17 protein-coding genes and 1 riboswitch are annotated in these 20,588 nt (G+C 47.5%); of the genes, 13 read left to right on the top strand and 4 right to left on the bottom strand.

Going from position 1 to position 20,588, the window contains the following annotated elements:
• Positions 1-9: 9 nt before the first annotated feature.
• The 4 genes from araH to araA all read left to right on the top strand — a co-directional run bounded on the left by araH (position 10) and on the right by araA (position 5,206).
• On the top strand, positions 10-984 hold the full coding sequence (gene araH, locus ACESOH_RS11625) for an L-arabinose ABC transporter permease AraH (RefSeq protein ID WP_032093928.1): 975 nt from the start codon (positions 10-12) through the stop codon (positions 982-984).
• Positions 985-1,005: 21 nt separating this feature from the next.
• Entirely contained in the window at positions 1,006-1,860 is an 855-nt protein-coding gene (araC, locus tag ACESOH_RS11620; protein ID WP_032093929.1) for an arabinose operon transcriptional regulator AraC, read from the top strand.
• Positions 1,861-2,083: 223 nt separating this feature from the next.
• Positions 2,084-3,685: a xylulokinase gene (locus ACESOH_RS11615; RefSeq protein WP_373101275.1), complete on the top strand. Its 1,602-nt coding sequence runs from the start codon at positions 2,084-2,086 to the stop codon at positions 3,683-3,685.
• A gap of 33 nt (positions 3,686-3,718) precedes the next feature.
• Entirely contained in the window at positions 3,719-5,206 is a 1,488-nt protein-coding gene (araA, locus tag ACESOH_RS11610; protein ID WP_373101274.1) for an L-arabinose isomerase, read from the top strand.
• Between the two features lie 231 nt (positions 5,207-5,437).
• Here the strand turns inward: araA and xylB are convergent, their stop codons facing one another.
• Together xylB and xylA are read right to left on the bottom strand one after the other, a co-directional pair.
• Complete coding sequence (xylB, locus tag ACESOH_RS11605; RefSeq protein ID WP_373101273.1) at positions 5,438-6,880, bottom strand: xylulokinase; 1,443 nt, start codon at positions 6,878-6,880, stop codon at positions 5,438-5,440.
• A 226-nt stretch (positions 6,881-7,106) separates the two neighbouring features.
• Complete coding sequence (gene xylA / locus ACESOH_RS11600; RefSeq protein WP_373101272.1) at positions 7,107-8,426, bottom strand: xylose isomerase; 1,320 nt, start codon at positions 8,424-8,426, stop codon at positions 7,107-7,109.
• Between the two features lie 211 nt (positions 8,427-8,637).
• Here xylA and ACESOH_RS11595 point away from each other — a divergent pair, with 211 nt between their 5' ends.
• The 6 genes from ACESOH_RS11595 (at position 8,638) to ACESOH_RS11570 (ending at position 16,535) form a co-directional block, all read left to right on the top strand.
• Positions 8,638-9,837 (top strand): MalY/PatB family protein, encoded by a 1,200-nt coding sequence (locus ACESOH_RS11595; RefSeq protein WP_373101271.1) that lies wholly within the window; start codon positions 8,638-8,640, stop codon positions 9,835-9,837.
• Positions 9,821-11,230, top strand: a complete 1,410-nt coding sequence (gene nhaC / locus ACESOH_RS11590; protein WP_373101270.1) for a Na+/H+ antiporter NhaC — start codon at positions 9,821-9,823, stop codon at positions 11,228-11,230. The genes ACESOH_RS11595 and nhaC overlap by 17 nt, the downstream gene beginning before the upstream one ends.
• A gap of 263 nt (positions 11,231-11,493) precedes the next feature.
• Positions 11,494-12,492, top strand: coding sequence for a D-xylose ABC transporter substrate-binding protein (gene xylF / locus ACESOH_RS11585; RefSeq protein WP_373101269.1), 999 nt, complete (start codon positions 11,494-11,496; stop codon positions 12,490-12,492).
• Positions 12,493-12,595: 103 nt separating this feature from the next.
• Positions 12,596-14,110 carry a D-xylose ABC transporter ATP-binding protein gene (xylG, locus tag ACESOH_RS11580; RefSeq protein ID WP_373101268.1) on the top strand — a complete coding sequence of 505 codons (1,515 nt, stop codon included), beginning with the start codon at positions 12,596-12,598 and terminating at the stop codon, positions 14,108-14,110.
• A 3-nt stretch (positions 14,111-14,113) separates the two neighbouring features.
• Positions 14,114-15,241, top strand: a complete 1,128-nt coding sequence (locus ACESOH_RS11575; protein WP_373101267.1) for a sugar ABC transporter permease — start codon at positions 14,114-14,116, stop codon at positions 15,239-15,241.
• Between the two features lie 118 nt (positions 15,242-15,359).
• The gene (locus ACESOH_RS11570) at positions 15,360-16,535 is read left to right on the top strand and encodes a XylR family transcriptional regulator (RefSeq protein ID WP_373101265.1); all 1,176 of its coding nucleotides are present in this window, start codon (positions 15,360-15,362) and stop codon (positions 16,533-16,535) included.
• A gap of 84 nt (positions 16,536-16,619) precedes the next feature.
• Here ACESOH_RS11570 and ribB read toward each other — a convergent pair whose 3' ends face one another.
• Positions 16,620-17,264: a 3,4-dihydroxy-2-butanone-4-phosphate synthase gene (gene ribB / locus ACESOH_RS11565; RefSeq protein WP_373101264.1), complete on the bottom strand. Its 645-nt coding sequence runs from the start codon at positions 17,262-17,264 to the stop codon at positions 16,620-16,622.
• Positions 17,265-17,387: 123 nt separating this feature from the next.
• Positions 17,388-17,541, bottom strand: a riboswitch (FMN riboswitch).
• Positions 17,542-17,645: 104 nt separating this feature from the next.
• Between ribB and ubiK the strand changes: the two genes are divergently transcribed.
• The 3 genes from ubiK to ACESOH_RS11550 all read left to right on the top strand — a co-directional run bounded on the left by ubiK (position 17,646) and on the right by ACESOH_RS11550 (position 19,943).
• Entirely contained in the window at positions 17,646-17,897 is a 252-nt protein-coding gene (ubiK, locus tag ACESOH_RS11560; protein WP_032093950.1) for a ubiquinone biosynthesis accessory factor UbiK, read from the top strand.
• Between the two features lie 73 nt (positions 17,898-17,970).
• Positions 17,971-19,251: a multifunctional transcriptional regulator/nicotinamide-nucleotide adenylyltransferase/ribosylnicotinamide kinase NadR gene (gene nadR / locus ACESOH_RS11555; RefSeq protein ID WP_032093951.1), complete on the top strand. Its 1,281-nt coding sequence runs from the start codon at positions 17,971-17,973 to the stop codon at positions 19,249-19,251.
• A gap of 8 nt (positions 19,252-19,259) precedes the next feature.
• Entirely contained in the window at positions 19,260-19,943 is a 684-nt protein-coding gene (locus ACESOH_RS11550; protein ID WP_373101262.1) for a metallophosphoesterase family protein, read from the top strand.
• Positions 19,944-20,156: 213 nt separating this feature from the next.
• Here the strand turns inward: ACESOH_RS11550 and rplQ are convergent, their stop codons facing one another.
• A complete protein-coding gene (gene rplQ, locus ACESOH_RS11545) occupies positions 20,157-20,549 on the bottom strand; it encodes a 50S ribosomal protein L17 (RefSeq protein ID WP_032093953.1) in 393 nt (130 codons plus the stop codon).
• Positions 20,550-20,588: the final 39 nt, after the last annotated feature.

The raw sequence follows: 20,588 nt of genomic DNA, 5'->3' as shown, positions 1-20,588 counted from the left end.
AGAAAGAGGATGAATACACCAACTTCTGCGCAAAAACATCATGCCGGCACGCTGAGCAAACTCTGGAATGCTTACGGTATGCTGCTTATTTTCTTTGTGATTTTCATCGGTTCCTGTCTGTTTATTCCGAATTTCGCCACGCTTATCAACATGAAAGGGCTGGGGCTGGCCATTTCCATGAGCGGTATGGTGGCGTGCGGCATGTTATTCTGCCTTGCCGCCGGGGAAATCGATTTATCCGTCGCTTCCGTCATCGCCTGTGCCGGAGTGGTCTGCGCGGTGGTGCTGAATGCCACCCAAAGTCTTGTTTTAGGCATCGGTGCCGGGCTGGGTTTAGGCGCGTTAATCGGTTTGCTGAACGGTATTGTGATCGCCAAACTGAAAATCAACTCGCTGATTACAACCCTCGCCAGTATGCAGATTGCGCGCGGTCTGGGCTATATTATCTCCGACGGCAAAGCGGTGGGGATCACCACGGAAGCGTTTTTCGATATCGGTTATCGATCCGTTTTCGGCATTCCGCTGCCGATTATTTTCACCATTCTCTGCATCGCGCTGTTCGGTTTTTTGCTCAGCAAAACCACCTACGGACGCAATACGCTGGCGATCGGCGGCAACGAAGAGGCTTCCCGTCTGGCGGGCATTAATGTTGATCGCACCAAGCTGATTATTTTTGTCGTATCGGGACTGGTTTCCGCCTTGGCCGGCGTTATTTTGGCGGCGCGCATGACCAGCGGGCAGCCGATGACGTCTATCGGTTTTGAACTGGTGGCGATTTCCGCCTGTGTTCTCGGCGGTGTGTCCTTAAACGGCGGAGTGGCGAAAATTTCTTTCATCATTGCCGGGGTACTGATTCTGGGCACCATTGAAAACGCCATGAATCTGCTGAATATCTCACCGTTCGCACAATATGTGGTGCGCGGATTGATTTTGCTTATTGCGGTGATTTTTGATAAATATAAACAGCGATTTATCAACGCCTAGAGGGTACAGGAGGGATGCGGGATGAACCGACACGAAAGCCACCAGCAGCCGGACCCGCTGCTGCCCGGTTACAATTTCGGCGCTTATCTGGTGGCCGGTTGTACGCCGATTGAAAAAGGCAAAGCGCTTGACTTTGTGATCAATCGCCCGAACGGCATGAAAGGCTATATTATTAATCTGACGGTCAAAGGCAAAGGGACGGTGTTCAGCGGCAAACAGGCCTTCGACTGTTCGGAGGGGGATTTACTGCTGTTTCCGCCAAGTGCGGTACATTATTATCATCGTTGCCGCACCGCAAACGACTGGTTTCACCAGTGGATTTACTTTCGCCCGCGCGCTTTATGGACCGACTGGCTGAACTGGACGGACAGCGTCAATCATGTCGGCAGGCTGACGGTCAGCGATCCGCAGCTGTATCGGGAAATCCGCCGCTTATTCCGCCGCATCGAAAGAGAATACAACTCCGGCGGTTTATTTTCCGAGGAAATGTCCATGTGCCTGCTGGAGCAGCTGCTGATCACATGCTTTAAGCTGGATCCGGCCAATAAACAGCGAATGTTGGATCCGCGCGTGCTGTCCACCTGCCATTTTATTACCGACAATCTGGACAAAAACCATAAAATCGCCGAAATTGCCGCCCATATTCATATGTCACCGTCCCGTCTGGCGCATTTGTTTTCCCGCCAGATCGGCAACGGTATGATCAAATGGCGGGAAGAACAGCGGATGATCAAAGCTCAGCATTTACTGCATACCTCCAATGCCCCGATTTACCATATCGCCCGCCAGCTGGGATATGACGACCAGCTTTATTTCTCCCGTCTGTTTAAACGTTACACCGGTTTGAACCCGTCGGCATACCGTAATTCAAGATAATTTATCCGCTTGATTTATCAATAAAAAAACAGTCTCGCCAACAACAAAATCCCGTGCATAACAACCCAATCCAGCGCGCGTTCACAGATTTGCCGACACAGCCGTTTTGTCCATATATATAGCGGTTTACCCCCTATCCCTCAGGATGAAATTGCGATTAATATTTCCCTTATCCTAAACCGCAGGCATCATTGATTCGCTTACATATCGTTAAGGGGGAAATATGCAGTCTAACAAAGCGCTTATTGATAGCGGCGACACCGCTATCGGCATTGAATTCGGTTCCACGCGAATCAAAGCGGTACTGGTTGATCAACAGGGCAATATATTGGCAAGCGGTGGCGTAAACTGGGAAAATCAGTTCATCGACGGCATCTGGACTTATTCCCAACAAGCTATCCGGCAAGGCTTACAGCAGGCTTATCAGGCGCTGGCACAATCGGTGCAACAGCAATATCATACGAATCTGACCTCGGCGCGGGCGATCGGTATCAGCGGTATGATGCACGGCTATCTGCCGTTCGACAGCCAAAACAACCTGCTGGTGCCGTTCCGTACCTGGCGCAATAATTTTACCGCAGAATCGTCGCAAAAACTGACCGCTCTTTTTAATTATCCTATCCCGCAGCGCTGGAGTATCGCTCACCTTTATCAGGCGATTCTGCGCCGGGAAGCGCATGTGGCGCACATTGATTATCTCACCACCCTGGCCGGCTATGTGCATTGGCTGCTCAGCGGAGAAAAAGTGTTGGGCATCGGCGAGGCCTCGGGTATGTTTCCGATTGATCCGCATACGCAATCTTATCAGCAATCCATGCTGGATGACTTTGACACGCTTATCGCCGCGCAGAATTATCGCTGGAAAATCAAAAAGATCCTGCCGCGGGTGTTAGTCGCCGGACAATGCGCGGGCTGTCTCACCGACGCGGGCGCACGCCTGCTGGATCCGAGCGGGCAGCTACAGGCCGGCATTAAAATGTGTCCGCCGGAAGGCGACGCCGGCACGGGAATGGTCGCCACTAACAGCATCAGAGAAACCACCGGCAATATTTCCGTCGGTACCTCCGCTTTTGCCATGGTCGTGCTGGAAAAGGCGCTGTCAAACGTATATGAACAACTGGATATGGTCACCACGCCGGCGGGCAAACCGGTGGCGATGGCGCACGCCAATAACTGCACATCGGATATTAATGCGTGGATCGCGCTTTTTCATCAAACACTGACGGTATTCGGCGTGAAAGCGGATATTGATCAGGTCTATGAAACATTGTTCCTGCATGCGCTGGAAGGCGATGCCGACTGCGGCGGACTTTTGTCTTACGGTTTTTATTCCGGCGAACACAACGTCGGTTTAACGGCGGGCTGCCCAACCTTTATGCACCCGGCAAACAGCCGGTTTAACCTTGCCAATTTTATCCGCGTTCATCTCTACAGTGCGTTCGGCGCGATGAAACTGGGAATGGACATTTTGATGCAGCGGGAAAACGTAGCCGTCACGCAAATTCTTGCCCACGGCGGCATGTTCAAAACCAAACAGGTTGCCTCGCACATTCTGGCCGGCGCACTTAACGTGCCGATTGCGGTTATGGATACGGCGGCCGAGGGCGGCGCTTGGGGGATTGCCCTGCTGGCCAACTATCTGGCGCACGCCCCCGCTCAATCACTGGAACAGTATTTAAACGAAACGGTGTTTAAACAAACCGCACTTTCCGTCAGCCGGCCGGATTCGACAACGGCGCGGGGATATGCGCGGTTTATGCAGCGTTATGTACGCGGTCTTCCCGTCGCCCAAGCTGCGGCAACATTCAGTTCGGATCAACAATAACGGGACTCGGTTTATATCGTAAGGAGCATTGCAATGGAATTTATCAAGCAACTGGAAGTCTGGTTTATCGTCGGCAGCCAGCATCTTTATGGCGAACAAGCATTACGGCAGGTAAACCGGCATGCCGAACAGATTACCGCTTATCTTAACCGGCAACAGCCGTTTATTCAGATTAAATTAAAAGCGCCGGCCACCTGTGCGGAAGATATTCTCGCGCTGTGTCAGGCGGCGAACAATACCGACCGCTGTGTCGGAATCATCGCCTGGATGCACACCTTCTCGCCGGCGAAAATGTGGATTGCCGGCTTATCCCAGCTGAGCAAACCGCTGCTACAGTTTCATACTCAATTCAACCGGAACATTCCCTGGAATGACATTGATATGGATTATATGAACCTGCACCAAACCGCCCATGGTGATCGTGAATTCGGCTTTCTGGCGGCAAGACTGCGCAAACCGCGCACCATTGTGGTCGGTCACTGGCAAGCGGCGGCGGTACGGCAAAAACTGGATCGCTGGATGCGCGTCATCGCCGCGATTTACGATCAAAAACACCTAAAAGTGGCACGCTTCGGCGACAATATGCGCGAAGTGGCGGTGACCGAAGGCGATAAAGTGGCGGCACAAATTACATTCGGTTACAGCGTGAACGGCTATGGCGTCTATCAATTGGCCAACGCCGTTAATCAGGTAAAAGAAGAAGATATTGCCGCCTTAGTCAAAGAATACGAAGCCGATTATCAACTGGTCGACAGTTTGCAGAAAAACGGCGCAAAACGCACCGCACTTTTAGACAGCGCGCGTATTGAATTGGGCTTAAAGGCCTTTTTGCAACAAGGCGGTTTCAACGCTTTTACCGATACCTTTGAAAACCTCAACGGTCTGAAACAGTTACCCGGCCTGCCGGTTCAGCGCTTAATGGCGCAAGGCTACGGTTTCGGCGCAGAAGGCGACTGGAAAACCGCGGCGCTGGTACGCGCGCTGAAAGTGATGAGCGACGGCTTAGGGCAAGGCACTTCCTTTATGGAAGATTATACCTACGATCTGGACGACAATAACGAAGTGGTGCTGGGCGCGCATATGCTTGAAGTCTGCCCGTCTATCGCACGGGACAAGCCGGTGCTGGATATTAAACCGCTGGGCATCGGCGGCAAGGACGATCCGCCCCGTTTAATCTTCAGCGCCAAAGCCGGCCCGGCAATCAACGCCACCATCGTGGATATGGGCAATCGCTTCCGGCTGATCGTAGCCGATCTGGACGCCATCGAAAAACCGCAGGAAATGCCGCACTTACCGGTGGGCCACGCCTTCTGGCAATTACAGCCGAATTTTGATGTGGGCACCCAAGCCTGGATTCTTGCCGGCGGCGCACATCACAGCGTGTTCAGTCTGGCTATCGACGCCGATATGCTGCAAACTTTCGCCGATTATTTCGGTATTGAGTTTATCCATATCAACCGCCGCACCACACTTGCCGAGCTAAAAAACCAGCTACGTTGGAACGACGCGGCATACGCATAAACTGCTTGATGCAGGGAAAACGCAGACGAAAACATAAAACGGGTAATGTGGAAATATCTGATAAAATATAACGCCGCCGCGTTAATCAGCGCTTTTACATTACCCCACTATGCTCAAACGGCACACTCAATTTTCAGACGGTTTACCCAATTTTCTAGAGTCAACCCCCATCCGACTTTTAAGTGCGCCTCTTTGTTATCGCATATTTTAGTTACCGCATGTTTTAGCCGCTTAGAAGCCTTTTAAGCGCTGGTACAGCGCGCTGAATTTTTCGCGTTTGCGGCGATAGAGGTCATGGCGTTGCGGGTCGGGGCGGTACACTGCTTCCAGTGGCAGCGGCCGGCAAAACGCGGCAATATCCTGCTGCGGATGCAATGCGATTTGTGCCAGTTTCGCCGCACCTAAAGCCGGGCCGACATCGCCGCCGGTGCGGTATGCTAATGTGCGTCCGCTGATATCCGCCAGCAGCTGACGCCAGTAAGCGCTTTTGGCACCGCCGCCGATTAAGGTGATATTGTCAGCCTGTACGCCGGTTTCATGCAAGACGTCAATGCCTTCTGCCAAGGCGAAACTGACGCCTTCCAGTGCGGCTTTCGCCAGTGTGGCCGGATTATCATTATGGGTTAATCCCCAGAATACGCCCTTGGCATAGGGATCATTATGCGGTGTGCGTTCGCCGGATAAATAAGGTAAAAAAATCGCCTCAGAATCCACCGCACTTTGTTCGATTTGTTGAAATAACGTTGCAATATCACGCATGCCGGTCGCCTGCCGCACCCAATCCAGCGCGGAGGCGGCGGTTAAGATCACCGACATTAAATGCCAGCGTTCCGGCAGTGCATGACAGAAACTGTGCACCGCCTTTTGCGGGTTGGCGGTAAAGGTATCGGTTACCACAAAATAAACGCCGGACGTACCCAGCGACAACATCGCCTGACCGGCTTGATATAAGCCGATACCAATGGCGCCCGCCGCATTATCACCGCCGCCGGCCACCACCGGCACGCGCTGCATGTTCCACTGTTCGGCCAGTTCGCGCCGTAAATAACCGGTAATCTGATTGCCCTCAAAAAGCGCCGGCATTTGGCTTTCATCCAGCCCGCAGGCGTTTAATAAAGCAAGATCCCAACGCCGTTTGCCGACATCCAGCCACATTGTGCCGGAGGCATCGGACATATCGGAGGCATATTCGCCGGTCATCCGCAAACGCAGATAATCTTTCGGCAGCAGCACTTTTGCCGTTTGAGCAAAAATGTGCGGTCGGTGTTCGGCTATCCATTTCAGTTTCGGCGCGGTAAAGCCCGGCATCATTATATTGCCGGTAATAGTGCGGGAACGGGGTACTAAGGCCTCCAACTGCGCACATTCGGCAAAACTGCGTCCGTCGTTCCATAAAATCGCCGGCGTTAAAACGTTATCCTGCTTATCCAGTAAAGTGGCGCCGTGCATTTGCCCGGTCAGCCCGATAGCCTTTACCGCTCTTAAATCATGTTGTGCGCTTAATTCCAGCATAGCCTGATTGACCGCATTCCACCAATCCTGCGGCTGTTGTTCCGACCAAAGCGGCTGCGGGCGGGAAATGGAAAGCGGGCGGGAAACAGTGGCAAGAATGTGTTGTTCATGCAGCAGCACAACTTTCACACCGGATGTGCCGAGATCAATGCCGAGATACATGAAACCTCCTTTTTGGTTCTTGGGTTGAGACGGGTTTATTGTAACGCGTTTAAGGCTAATCGGACGCTTTTTCAGCCGCTTTTTCGCGCCTTGACGCCTTCAGGCAGTTAAATTGCCGACCGGAGCATGCCGGCATGTCCGAAAGTGCGGTCGAAATCGCCAACGTTTTGAAAACGATAAAAAAATCACCGCACTTTTTCACATGCTATCGGGATAAACGGTTTGGCTAGCGATAGAGATAACGGTTCACCAGATTTTCCAAATATTCCTGCCGACCCGAAACCGGTTTCGGATCCAGCTGCATCTGTTCCGCCAGTTTCGCCAAATCCTCCAGCGAGGCTTTGCCGCTGAGAATCTGTTGACCGATGCCCTGATTCCAGCCGGCATAGCGTTTATCCAGATTATCCTGCAACATCCCGTCTTCCAGCATTGTCGCCGCACGTTTCAGGGATAAGGCCAACACATCGATCGCGCCGATATGCGCATAAAATAAATCATACGGATCAGTACTTTGCCGGCGGATTTTGGCGTCAAAATTAAAACCGCCGGTGGTAAAGCCGCCGTGTTTTAAGATCTCATAAATAATTAACGTGTTTTCCTCTACGCTGTTTGGGAATTGATCGGTATCCCAGCCTAACTGCGGATCGCCGCGGTTGGCATCGATCGAGCCGAAAATATCCAATGCAAACGCACTGGCGATTTCATGCTGGAAAGTATGCCCGGCCAAGGTGGCGTGATTGGCCTCAATATTGACTTTAATCTCTTTTTCCAGCCCGAACTGCGTTAAAAAGCCATACACCGTCGCCACATCATAATCATACTGATGTTTCGTCGGCTCCTGCGGTTTCGGCTCAATAAGCAGCGTGCCGTTAAAGCCGATTTTGTGTTTGTGCTCCACCACCATTTGCATAAAACGACCGAGCTGCTGACGTTCGCGTTTTAAATCGGTATTCAGCAACGTTTCATAACCTTCACGACCGCCCCATAGCACATAATTTTCGCCGTTCAGCCGTTTGGTTGCATTCATGGCATTAACCACTTGAGTCGCCGCCCAAGCAAAAACATCCGGATTCGGATTGGTCGCCGCGCCGGACATATAACGCGGATGCGTAAAGCAGTTGGCCGTGCCCCATAATAATTTCACGCCGCTATCGGCTTGTTTTTTCTCTAAAATATCGATAATGGCATTAAAATTGCCGATATATTCTTTCACCGAACGCCCTTCCGGCGCCACATCCACATCATGAAAACAATAATAAGGCACGCCGAGTTTAGTGAGAAATTCAAAGGCAATATCCGCTTTCTGCTTCGCCTCCTCAAGCGGGTCATTATTTTTCTGCCAGCCGCGTTCAAAAGAACCGACGCCGAACATATCATTACCGTTCCAGCAGAACGTATGCCAATAACACACCGCCAGACGCAAATGCTGCGCCATGGTTTTCCCCAGAATCACCTGATTGGCATCATAATGTTTGAACGCAAACGGATTCGTACTGTCCGCCCCTTCATAATTTACTTTTTCAATCTTATCGAAGTAGGTTGTCATAATAAGGTCTCCTGATGCAGTAAGTTTCAGCAGCATGATTGATGAAAACACCCCGGCAATCAATTACGTTATTTTACTTAACCGTTAAGATTATTATTTATTGTGGCTGGTATCACAAAAAAGAAAAAACGTAATGGGAATATCAGATTTAATAATTTAAACAAATAAATGCAAGTTCTAGAGTTGGTCTAAATTCAAATCGGAGACAATCATGCCTGAAAATCTATTTGATACTTTCGTCGATAGAACGGCAAGCAACAGTGCGAAATGGGAAACCGGCCGTAAATACGGAATCAATATTATTCCGATGTCGGTCGCAGATATGGATCTGCCTGCCCCCGGTATATTGATCGAGAGTCTAGCCGAACAAAATAGCGCCGGAATCTACGGTTATACGATATTACCAGATGATTATTATGATATCGTCAGAAAATATTTATTTCGCCATTATCATTATACCGTCGCGAATGAACACATTCTTTTTTGCCCGCGAATTATTCAGGCTATCTCTATTTACATCAAAGAATTTACTTCTCCGAATGATAGTATTTGTATTTTCACACCATCATATGCACCTATTCTAAATGCCATATCTCTGAATAATCGAAACATAATGCAATGTAAGTTGATTTATCAAAAAGGAGCTTATTCCATTGATTTCAATGAGCTGGAAAAATGTTTTATCACGGCGAAAACATTCATTTTAATTTCACCGCATAATCCCACCGGGATTGTATGGTCGCGCAATGACTTACATAAAATTGCAGAACTGGCAGAAAAACATGAAGTATTTATTCTCTCCGATGATGTACATGCCGACTTCGACTTTTCTGGCAACGGACATCTTATCATTTCGGCATTAAGTTCATATGTTGAAAACCATTCCATTATCTGTACGTCACCGGCGAAGACCTTCAATATTCCCGGGTTAGAAATAGCCAATCTGCTTATTTGTAATAACAATGTTAGAGATAAATTCCAAACCTGTATGCAATCTCTAGGTATGCATAATCCGAATTTCTTTTCCGTCCCGGCAATTAGTGTCGCCTATCAATATTGCGATACATGGCTGAATGAGCTGAGAAATTATATTTACCAGAACAAATTAACGGTAAAAGCGTTCTTTCATCGGGAAATCCCGCAACTTGATATTGTCAACAGCGAGGGAACCTACCTTATCTGGGTTAATTACCGCAAATTACACATTACCGAGGAAAAGTTAAAACATTGGTTTTTAGACTTATCTCACATTGAAGTGTCCTGGGGAAGTGATTTTGGCGCAGAAGGTGATTCCTTTTTCAGAATGAATGTCGCCATGCCAAGAACGTTATTAATAAAATGTCTGAAAAAAATTAAACACGGATTAGATTTCTTAATGCAAGAGGGGACTAATTATGGAAACGAACGATAAAATAAAGATTCCGACATTACCGCAAGCTTTATCTCCGATATTGGTTATGTTGATTTTATTAGGTTTGGGTTATGCATTCTTTGATTTACCACCTGAGCCATTAATGGTGATTTCCTGTATTTTTGCCGGATGCTTAGTTAAATATTTAGGATACGGCTATGACGATATGTTAAATGCCATCGCCGCTAAGATAGCAAAAACAATGCCGGCATTATTAATCCTGATTACAGTGGGATTACTCATTGGAACCTGGATTGCAGGCGGTACGATTCCTATGATGATTTATTATGGCTTAAAAATTATTGATCCTCAGTTTTTATATATCACCGCACTTATTTTAACCGCCATTGTGTCTGTTTGTACCGGAACGTCCTGGGGATCCGCCGGTACCGTCGGTGTCGCTTTTATGGGGGTTGCTATCGGATTGGATGCCAATTTAGCGGCCACTGCCGGCGCTGTCGTGGCCGGTGCCTATTTCGGTGATAAATTATCGCCGTTGTCAGATACCACTAACATTGCTTCAGCCGCTACCGGCGTTGACCTTTACGAACATATCGGCCATTTGCTCTACACTACGTTACCGTCTTTCCTGCTGGCGGCCATCGTTTATGTGGTTTACGGCATGAACGGAAATTTCCATGATATCGCCACACCGGAAAAGGTGTTAGCAATGATTGCCGGACTGGAACAAATTTACCATTTTAATGTCATTTTATTACTTCTTCCCGTCGTTATGATTTTATGGGGTTCCATAACCAAGCGACCGACTATCCCCGTTATGCTGCTCTCAGCGTCGATTGCGGTACTGAATGCAGTATTTATTCAAGGCTTTTCATTGCACGATGTCATTAATAGTGCGGTTAATGGATTTAATGTATCCATGATCCAAAGCGATATGCCGATCAGCGCCGATTTGGCTCGGCTTTTAAACCGGGGAGGAATGAATTCAATGATGGGAACACTGTTAATCTGTTTCTGTGCATTATCTTTTGCCGGTATCTTATCACTCAGCGGAGCATTAGATGTGATTATCAAATCTCTACTGAAATTGGTAAAATCCACAGCATCGTTGATACTAACGACTATCGTTTGCGGATTAACCATGATCGGCGTGACCTGTAACGGGCAAATTTCGATCCTAATTCCGGGAGAAATGCTGAAAGACGCTTATATTGAGCGAGGATTACATCCTAAAAACCTTAGCCGAACCATTGAAGACTCCGCCACAATTATCGAACCCATTTTGCCGTGGACCGCCGCAGGAGCTTATATGGCAGGAACCCTCAGCGTAGCAACTGTTTCTTACTTACCTTGGGCGGTATTATGCTGGAGCGGTATTGTATTTGCTATGCTATGGGCAATTACCGGATTCGGTATCGCAAAATTAAAATAAATTTCTTCTCCTTTCTTACCATCAAAATCACCGTTCAATATGACGAACGGTGATTTTCTTTTATATTTTTAATAGATGAATTACGTTATTTCACTTAGCCGTTAAGATTATTATTTATTGTGGCTGGTATCACAAAAAAGAAAAAACGTAATAGGAATAAAAAATCTGATAATTGAATTAACCGGGTTACCTTAGCAAACTGTGAATAGAGTTATTCGGATGTCACTCTAAATCGTTCATTTTAATCAGCGGAGGTGCCTATTATGAAAATTAAACAGATTTTATTATCGGTCGCGGCAGCATTAACCGTATTAAGTGGTTATGCACAGGCAAAAGATTTGACTATCGGAATGTCAATTGATGATTTACGTCTGGAACGCTGGCAGAAAGATCGCGATATTTTTGTGAAAAAAGCCGAAGCGCTGGGTGCAAAAGTTTTCGTGCAATCGGCAAACGGTGATGCAAGCGCACAGATTTCGCAGATCGAAAATATGATTAACCGTAATGTGGATGTACTGGTAATTATTCCGTTTAACGGTGAAGTGCTGGGTAATATTATCGGCGAAGCAAAACACGAAGGCATTAAAGTATTGGCTTATGATCGCTTAATCAACAATGCCGATCTGGATTTTTATGTTTCCTTCGACAATGAAAAAGTGGGGGAATTGCAGGCTCAGAGCATCGTGCAGGAAAAACCGCAGGGAAACTATTTTTTAATGGGCGGCTCGCCGGTAGATAACAATGCCAAACTGTTCCGTAAAGGTCAGATGAAGGTATTACAACCGTTAATCGATAGCGGCAAAATTAAAGTTGTCGGCGATCAGTGGGTGGATTCCTGGCTGGCGGAAAAAGCGTTGCAGATTATGGAAAATGCGCTGACGGCCAACAAAAATAATATTGATGCGGTCGTTGCCTCTAACGATGCCACTGCGGGCGGAGCGATTCAGGCGTTAAGTGCGCAGGGTCTGTCCGGTAAAGTCGCGATTTCAGGACAAGACGCCGATCTGGCCGCAATTAAACGGATTATCGACGGCACACAAACCATGACGGTGTACAAACCCATCACCACATTGGCCGATAAAGCGGCGGAGATTGCCGTGGAATTAGGTAAAAACGAAAAACCGCAATCCAATGCCGAACTGAACAACGGACTGAAAGAGGTTCCCGCCTATTTATTGGATCCAATCGCCGTCACCAAAGAAAATATTGACGAAACCGTGATTAAAGACGGCTTCCACAGCAAGGATGCAGTTTATAAATAAGCCGGGCGGCACGAGGTTATTCACTCAAAGTGCGGTCAAAAAAACGCCTGTTTTATAAAAACAGGCCAAAAAACAACCGCACTTTTCCATAGGAGAATCGCTTATGTCTCAGTTATTAGCCATGCGGAACATTACTAAAAAGTTCGGCGATGTCGTGGCGCTGCATAATATTTCCATCTCGCTGGCACCCGGCGAAATTCTGTCGTTGTGCGGAGAAAACGGTTCGGGAAAATCAACCCTGATGAAAGTATTGTGCGGCATTTATCCTCATGGTGATTACAGCGGCGAGATTTATTTTGCCGGCGAACAGCTTATTGCCAAAAACATTAAAGATACCGAAGAAAAAGGCATTGCCATTATTCATCAGGAATTAACCTTGGTAAAAACCATGTCCGTACTGGAAAATATGTTTCTCGGCAATGAAATGACCCAAGCCGGTATCACCAATGACAACGAAATGTATCTGCGCTGTAAAACCATTTTACGACAAGTACAATTGGATATTGATCCGAATACCAAAGTCGGCGAACTGGGATTGGGGCAGCAGCAACTGGTAGAAATTGCCAAAGCCCTGAACAAACAGGTTCGCTTGCTGATTCTGGATGAGCCGACCGCGTCGCTGACCGAAAAAGAAACGGCGATTTTGCTGAATCTGGTCAATGATCTCAAAGCGCATAATATCGCCTGTATTTATATTTCACACAAGCTCAACGAAGTAAAACGGATTTCCGATAAAATCTGTGTCATTCGTGACGGCGAACATATCGGCACCCGTGACTGCGCCGGTCTGTCAGAAGACGACATTATCACGATGATGGTCGGTCGCGAAATTACCTCGCTTTACCCGCATGAAGCGCACAGTATCGGTGATGAAGTCATGCGAGTGGAAAATTTATCCGCCTGGCATCCTGTCAATACGCATATCAAACGCGTTAATAACGCCCATTTTACTTTGCACCGCGGCGAAATTCTGGGGATTGCCGGATTAGTCGGTTCCGGCCGCACGGAGATGGCACAATGTATTTTCGGCTCCTATCAGGGGAAATATCAGGGCGATATTTTTATTAACCGGCACAAAGTGAAAATCAGAAACTGTGCGCAAGCCATCGCTCACAATATCGTAATGGTACCGGAAGATCGCAAAAAACACGGCATTGTACCGATTATGGGCGTCGGCAAAAATATTACCCTCTCTTCCCTGCGTCAGTTCTGTTTCGCTAATACGGTGATCAATGAGGCATTGGAAGAAACCATTATTCAGCAGTCCATTGCAAAACTAAAGGTCAAAACCGCATCGCCGGAACTGGCGATCGGGCGTTTAAGCGGCGGCAATCAGCAAAAAGCGATTCTGGCGAAATCCTTATTGCTGAATCCGCAAATTTTGATTTTAGACGAACCGACGCGCGGGATTGATGTCGGGGCGAAATATGAAATTTATAAATTAATCAATCAATTGGCACAACAAGGTATCGCCGTTATGGTGATTTCCTCGGAACTGCCGGAAGTATTGGGAATAAGTGATCGAGTATTAGTGATGCATCAGGGCAAAATCAAGGCGGATTTAGTCAACCATAATCTGACGCAGGAACAAGTAATGGAAGCGGCACTCAAGGAGTAATTTATGTCTAAGTTAAAATCCATTAATTTACAGGTTTATATTATGCTTATCGCCATTGTGGTGATTATGCTGTTTTTCTCCTTAGCAACCGACGGCGCTTATCTGAGTGCCAGAAATATCTCGAACCTTCTGCGTCAGACATCCATTACTGGCATTCTGGCTATCGGCATGGTGTTTGTGATTATCTCGGCAGAAATTGATTTGTCGGTCGGTTCGCTGATGGGACTGCTCGGCGGTTTTGCCGCCATTACTAATGTCTGGTGGGGATGGCCGCTGCCGATAACAATTCTCGTGACATTGCTATTGGGTCTGCTGCTTGGCACGGGGTGCGGTTGGTGGGTGGCTTACCGTAAAGTGCCTTCCTTTATTGTTACCCTTGCCGGGATGCTGGCGTTCCGCGGTATATTAATCGGCTTAACCAACGGCACCACCGTCTCGCCGATCAGCGCGGATATGACCTTAATCGGACAGGGCTATCTTTCCGATATTACCGGCATGCTGTTCGGTTTAACCGCAGTGGTCTGCTTTATTCTCTGGGGCAGCTATCAGCGCAAAGCCCGCCGGAATCTGAATTTAGCTGTCGCCACTGTCAGTCGAGACAGCATGAAATATGGTCTGTTTGCTATCGCCGTCTTGGGTGCCATTTATTTGCTGAATGATTACCGTGGCATTCCGATTCCGGTTTTGATACTGGCCGTTTTAGCCGTTGCCGGTATGTTTATGGCCAAGAAAACCGCATTCGGACGCCACATTTATGCCATCGGAGGCAATATTGAAGCGGCCCGCCTATCCGGTATTAATGTGGAAAAAACCAAACTACTGATTTTCGCGATTAACGGCTTAATGGTCGCTATCGCCGGGCTTATCCTGAGCGCCCGATTAGGTGCAGGCGCCCCTTCCGCCGGACAAAATGCGGAACTGGATGCCATCGCCGCCTGTGTGATCGGCGGTGCCAGTCTGGCGGGCGGAATCGGCAGCGTTTATGGTGTGGTAATCGGGGCATTGATTATCGCTTTGCTGGATAACGGCATGAGCATGCTGGATGTCCCGACCTTCTGGCAATATATTGTTAAAGGGATGATTCTATTACTTGCGGTATGGGTGGATACCATGAGTAAAAAGAAAATGTGATAGTCTCTGAAAAGTGCGGTAATAATTTGAGTTAAATCACAGCGTTAATACAACGTTATGCTATTTTTCGGCAATTTAGGTATGCTATATGAATACTTGTGCCCTCATAGGAATAGTTATGATAACCAACCCGAAATATTACCGCATCGCCCTATTGTTTAACGCCAATAAAGTCTATGACCGTCAAATCGTTGCCGGGGTCGGGCAGTATTTGCAGGCGTCACAGTGTACTTGGGATATTTTCGTGGAAGACGATTTCGTTTACCACAAAGAGACCATTGAAAGTCTGTCTATCGACGGTATTATTGCGGATTTTGATGATCCGGAAACGGCTGAACGGCTGCAATCCGTCGATATTCCGACTGTCGCTGTCGGCGGTTCGTATCGTAATCCGGCGTATTATCCGCCGCGCCCTTATGTCGCCACAGATAACGATGCGCTGGTGGAAATGGCATTTTTACACCTTAAGCAGAAAGGGATTACCCATTTCGCCTTTTATGGTCAGCCTTCCCCTTGCGAACGGCATTGGGCCATCGAACGGCAAAACGCCTTTTCCGCCTTAATGGATAAATATGCTTATGCCAAAACGATTTATCCGGGCGAACATATCAACTCGCAAAACTGGTTGCAGGCACAGGCGCGTTTAGGCCAATGGATCGCCGCGCTGCCCGAACATACCGGCATTATCGCCGTTACCGACGCACGGGCGCGCCATTTGCTGCAAGCCTGCGAATACCTGAAAATCGCCGTTCCGGAACAACGCTGCGTGATTGGGATTGATAACGAAGAACTGATCCGCTATTTGTCGCGCATTTCCCTTTCTTCCGTATCGCAAGGCACCAAACAAATCGGTTATCAGGCGGCTAAATTGCTGCATTACATGCTAAACGGGCAAACCGTCAGCCATAAACCGATCCTGATCCCGCCGGTAAAAGTGGAAGAACGCAGCTCGACCGATTACCGCTCGCTGCGTGATCCGTTGGTGATTCAAGCCATGCACTATATTCGCCACCGCGCCTGTCAGGGCATTAAAGTGGAGCAAGTACTCGATCACCTGCGCACCTCCCGCTCTAATCTGGAGCTACGCTTTAAGGCGGAAATGAATAAAACCGTACATCAGGTTATTCATGAGGAGAAAATGAGCCGCGCGGTGAATTTATTACGCCAATCGGACATTTCCATTCAGGAAATCGCCGAAGTTTGCGGCTATCCGTCATTACAGTATTTCTATTCGGTATTCAAAAAAGAACAGCACCAAACCCCGAAAGAATTTCGCGAACGCAATCAAGGATAAACTCAAAGTGCGGTCAGTTTTTAATCTGTTTTTAATCTGTTTTTAAACTGACCGCACTTTAGTATATAAGTAACGAGTGATTAATTACAGATTATGTTGTAATCGATAGCTGATTAGATCTTCGATCGTCACCACCGGATAACCGAATTGTTGCGCAAATGCGACAATCTGTGGCGCTCTCGCCATGGAGCCGTCATCGTTGGTGATTTCACAGATTACGCCGGCCTGTTTATAGCCGGCCAGGCGGGCTAAATCGATTGCCGCTTCCGTATGGCCGTTACGGGTCAAAACGCCGTTATCCGCCGCTCTTAACGGGAAAATATGGCCCGGTCGGTGTAAATCTGCCGGTTTGGCGCCGTCGGCAATCGCGGCTTTAACCGTTGTCACGCGATCGGCGGCGGAAACGCCGGTGGTTACGCCCTCGGCGGCTTCGATAGTGACGGTGAAGGCGGTTTTATTAACGCTGGTGTTGTGCTGCACCATCGGCGGTAAATCAAGTTGCTTGCACAGTTCGTCAGTTATGCACAAACAAACGATGCCGCTGCCGTAACGGATAAGTTTTGCCATTTGTTCTGTGGTAATCGTTTCGGCAGGGAAAATCAAATCGCCTTCATTTTCACGATTTTCATCATCTAAAACCAAGACGCCGTTACCTTGTTTGAAGGCGGCAATCGCGTTTTCGACACGTTGTTCGGCATCGCCGAAAGGGGATAAAATTGACTGATTCATAGTAAAATCCTTAATTAAGTTAAACAGTTACCAGAATCAGGGCTGATGAGGAAAGATTATTTTTCTCGTTAAGGGTTAGCAAAACAATAACAAATAAAAAGGCAGGCTTTGGCAACAAAACCTGTTTATTCTCTTCCATCCAGACTGTGACTGTCGGCTTTGGATTCACACCAAATCTGCTGACTTTGACGACGCTATCGACGCGCATCAAACGCTCGTGGGCTTGTATCGGATACTTACCACCGGTAGGGAATTTCGCCCTGCCCTGAGAATGCGCGCTTAGTATAACGCAAACCGAATAGAGAAAAAATATTTTTATTTGTAGCGACTGGCGGCAAAGTTGCATACAATAGACAAAATCAGAAAAAATGTGAGGTCATTATGCTTAATCCGAAAAAAATAGAGCAAATCATACAACAAATTCAAGACAGCCTGCCGCAAGGTATTAAAGATCTCGGTCAAGATGCCGAAGCAAAACTGAAACAGACTTTACAAGCTCAGCTGGCCAAACTGGATTTGATCACGCGGGAAGAATTTGATGTGCAAACTCAAGTACTTATGCGGACCCGCGAAAAGTTAAACGAATTGGAAAAACGTCTCGATCAACTGCTGCCGCAACAAAAAACCGAATAAATTCCGACCGCACTTTTATCCCTAACCTGCGGTATTACACTCTTGAATGCCATGCAACAGAAAGGAACTCATCATGTCAGCTTTCGTCTATTTGCAACAAAAACGTAAACAATTGAACCTTAAAGTCAACGATGTCTGCGAGCAGGCCAATATTACCCGCGCCTACTTTAACCAGCTGGTCAGCGGTAAAATTAAAAATCCGAGCGCCACAAAACTGAGCGCCCTGCACAAAGTCTTGCAAATTACGGAACGCAACGATAAGAAAGTGGGGGTCATTTTCGGTAAGTTTTACCCGGTGCATACCGGTCATATTAATATGATTTATGAAGCGTTCAGTAAAGTGGATGAAGTGCATGTGATCGTCTGTAGCGATACGGAACGTGATTTGAAGCTGTTTTATGACAGTAAAATGAAACGGATGCCGACGGTACAGGATCGTCTGCGCTGGATGCAGCAGATTTTCAAATACCAGAAAAATCAGATATTTATTCATCATTTGGTTGAAGACGGTCTGCCCAGCTACCCGAACGGCTGGGAAGCCTGGGCGCAGGAAGTGAAGAAGCTGCTTCAGGAAAAACACGTCAATCCCAGTGTGGTATTCAGCAGTGAAGTGCAGGATAAAGCGCCTTATGAACAATACCTTAATCTGCAAGTGGAACTGGTGGATCCGCAGCGTCGTTTTTTCAATGTCTCCGCCACGAAAATCCGTAATAATCCGTTCCATTACTGGAAATTTATTCCGAAAGAAGTGCGGCCATTTTTTGCCAAAACCATCGCCATTTTAGGCGGCGAAAGCAGCGGTAAAACCGTTTTGGTGAGTAAACTTGCCACCGTGTTTAACACCACGTCAGCGTGGGAATACGGGCGGGAATTCGTGTTTGAAAAATTAGGCGGCGATGAGCAGGCAATGCAGTATTCCGACTACCCGCAAATGGCGCTCGGCCATCAGCGTTATATCGATTATGCGGTGCGACATGCGCATAAGGTGGCGATTGTGGACACGGATTTTATTACCACTCAGGCCTTTTGTATTCAATATGAAGGCAAAGCGCATCCGTTTTTGGATTCCATGATCAAGGAATATCCGTTTGATGTCACGATTTTGTTGAATAACAATACTAAATGGGTGGACGACGGGCTGCGCAGTCTGGGCAATCATAAACAGCGCCAGCGCTTCCAGCAACTGCTGAAAAAACTGCTGGATAAATATAATGTGCCTTATATTGAAATTGAATCGCCAAGCTATCTGGAGCGCTATAACCAAGTGAAATCCATTGTAGAGAAAATTCTCAACGAGGAGGAACTGCCGGGATTAAGCACGGAAGTCCGTTCCGATACGGTATTTGAGGAGTAAAAAATCTCATGATTTTATTTGCGGGCGACCCGCACGGCAGTTTTAATCATCTTTATCCTTTTATCCGGCAAACAGAAAACATCGCTCTCGTGATACTTGGCGATTTACAATTAACCTCAACCGATGAATTAGATAAGCTGGCGCAATATTGCGATGTCTGGTTTATCCACGGCAATCATGACAGTAAAACCGTGGCGGCCTTTGAAGCGTTATGGGGCAGCGCATGGAAACAGCGCAATCTGCACGGCCGGGTAGTGACCATTCAGGGGCGGCGTATTGCCGGTCTGGGTGGCGTATTCCGTGGGCAAATCTGGATGCCGCCGAATAAAGCGCTTTTTTTTGATCCGATTCATTATTGTCAGTATTGTCCGCAGGAAAAAATCTGGCGCGGCGGCGTTCCGCTGCGTCACCGAACCTCCATTTTTCCGTCCGATATCGAAACGCTGGAAACCCAGCAAGCGGATATTCTGATTTGTCACGAAGCCCCGAAACCGCATCCCGGCGGATTTCGAGTGATCAATCAATTAGCGGAAAAAATGGAAGTAACGCACATTTTTCACGGTCATCACCACGAAAATTTTGCTTATCATGATACGCGCGCCAATCTACCTTATCAGATCACCAATGTCGGCTTTCGCAGCGTATGTGATGAACAAGGCAATTATTTATTGCGCGGCATTGACGATCGATAGCGTGATTTACAGCAATAAAAGTGCGGTCAAAAAATAATAAATTTTTCACCGCACTTTTTATTTCTTCAAGCAATCAAATAATACTTACGCTTGTTAATCACGGATGCCGTAATCAGAACCGCACAGGCCGAACGATTTTCAGTCAGACGACAAATTTTGAAGCAACAAAAAAGCCCACATTACTGTGAGCTTTCCAATTAACTAAATAATAAATTATTCCGCCGCCGCGACTTCTTCGCTGGCAACTTCAGGACGATCAACCAGCTCAATGTATGCCATTGGCGCGTTGTCACCTGCACGGAAACCACATTTTAAGATACGGGTATAACCGCCTGCACGCTGTGCAAAACGTGGACCTAATTCATTGAATAATTTTGCAACGGTTTCAATGTTGCGTGTACGAGCAAAAGCTAAACGACGATTTGCAACGCTGTCTTCTTTTGCTAATGTAATTAACGGCTCAACTACACGACGTAATTCTTTTGCTTTAGGCAAAGTGGTTTTGATGATTTCATGACTCACCAATGCACTTGCCATATTACGGAACATCGCTTGACGATGACTGCTATTACGGTTTAGTTGACGACCACTCTTACGATGGCGCATGACCTTATCCTTCTCAGAAAAATCTTTAACCTATGACCA

Origin of the sequence: Necropsobacter rosorum (assembly GCF_964241405.1) — a bacterium.
Lineage (GTDB): Bacteria > Pseudomonadota > Gammaproteobacteria > Enterobacterales > Pasteurellaceae > Necropsobacter > Necropsobacter rosorum.
Note: the sequence above shows the minus strand (reverse complement) of the source record. Positions and strands in the feature narration are given on the sequence as shown.

What these genes read in the sequence shown, in the direction of transcription:
- araH (WP_032093928.1), top strand. Translation starts at nt 10, where the DNA reads ATGAATACACCAACTTCTGCGCAAAAACATCATGCCGGCACGCTGAGC.
- araC (WP_032093929.1), top strand. Translation starts at nt 1,006, where the DNA reads ATGAACCGACACGAAAGCCACCAGCAGCCGGACCCGCTGCTGCCCGGT.
- ACESOH_RS11615 (WP_373101275.1), top strand. Translation starts at nt 2,084, where the DNA reads ATGCAGTCTAACAAAGCGCTTATTGATAGCGGCGACACCGCTATCGGC.
- araA (WP_373101274.1), top strand. Translation starts at nt 3,719, where the DNA reads ATGGAATTTATCAAGCAACTGGAAGTCTGGTTTATCGTCGGCAGCCAG.
- xylB (WP_373101273.1), bottom strand. Translation starts at nt 6,880, where the DNA reads ATGTATCTCGGCATTGATCTCGGCACATCCGGTGTGAAAGTTGTGCTG.
- xylA (WP_373101272.1), bottom strand. Translation starts at nt 8,426, where the DNA reads ATGACAACCTACTTCGATAAGATTGAAAAAGTAAATTATGAAGGGGCG.
- ACESOH_RS11595 (WP_373101271.1), top strand. Translation starts at nt 8,638, where the DNA reads ATGCCTGAAAATCTATTTGATACTTTCGTCGATAGAACGGCAAGCAAC.
- nhaC (WP_373101270.1), top strand. Translation starts at nt 9,821, where the DNA reads ATGGAAACGAACGATAAAATAAAGATTCCGACATTACCGCAAGCTTTA.
- xylF (WP_373101269.1), top strand. Translation starts at nt 11,494, where the DNA reads ATGAAAATTAAACAGATTTTATTATCGGTCGCGGCAGCATTAACCGTA.
- xylG (WP_373101268.1), top strand. Translation starts at nt 12,596, where the DNA reads ATGTCTCAGTTATTAGCCATGCGGAACATTACTAAAAAGTTCGGCGAT.
- ACESOH_RS11575 (WP_373101267.1), top strand. Translation starts at nt 14,114, where the DNA reads ATGTCTAAGTTAAAATCCATTAATTTACAGGTTTATATTATGCTTATC.
- ACESOH_RS11570 (WP_373101265.1), top strand. Translation starts at nt 15,360, where the DNA reads ATGATAACCAACCCGAAATATTACCGCATCGCCCTATTGTTTAACGCC.
- ribB (WP_373101264.1), bottom strand. Translation starts at nt 17,264, where the DNA reads ATGAATCAGTCAATTTTATCCCCTTTCGGCGATGCCGAACAACGTGTC.
- ubiK (WP_032093950.1), top strand. Translation starts at nt 17,646, where the DNA reads ATGCTTAATCCGAAAAAAATAGAGCAAATCATACAACAAATTCAAGAC.
- nadR (WP_032093951.1), top strand. Translation starts at nt 17,971, where the DNA reads ATGTCAGCTTTCGTCTATTTGCAACAAAAACGTAAACAATTGAACCTT.
- ACESOH_RS11550 (WP_373101262.1), top strand. Translation starts at nt 19,260, where the DNA reads ATGATTTTATTTGCGGGCGACCCGCACGGCAGTTTTAATCATCTTTAT.
- rplQ (WP_032093953.1), bottom strand. Translation starts at nt 20,549, where the DNA reads ATGCGCCATCGTAAGAGTGGTCGTCAACTAAACCGTAATAGCAGTCAT.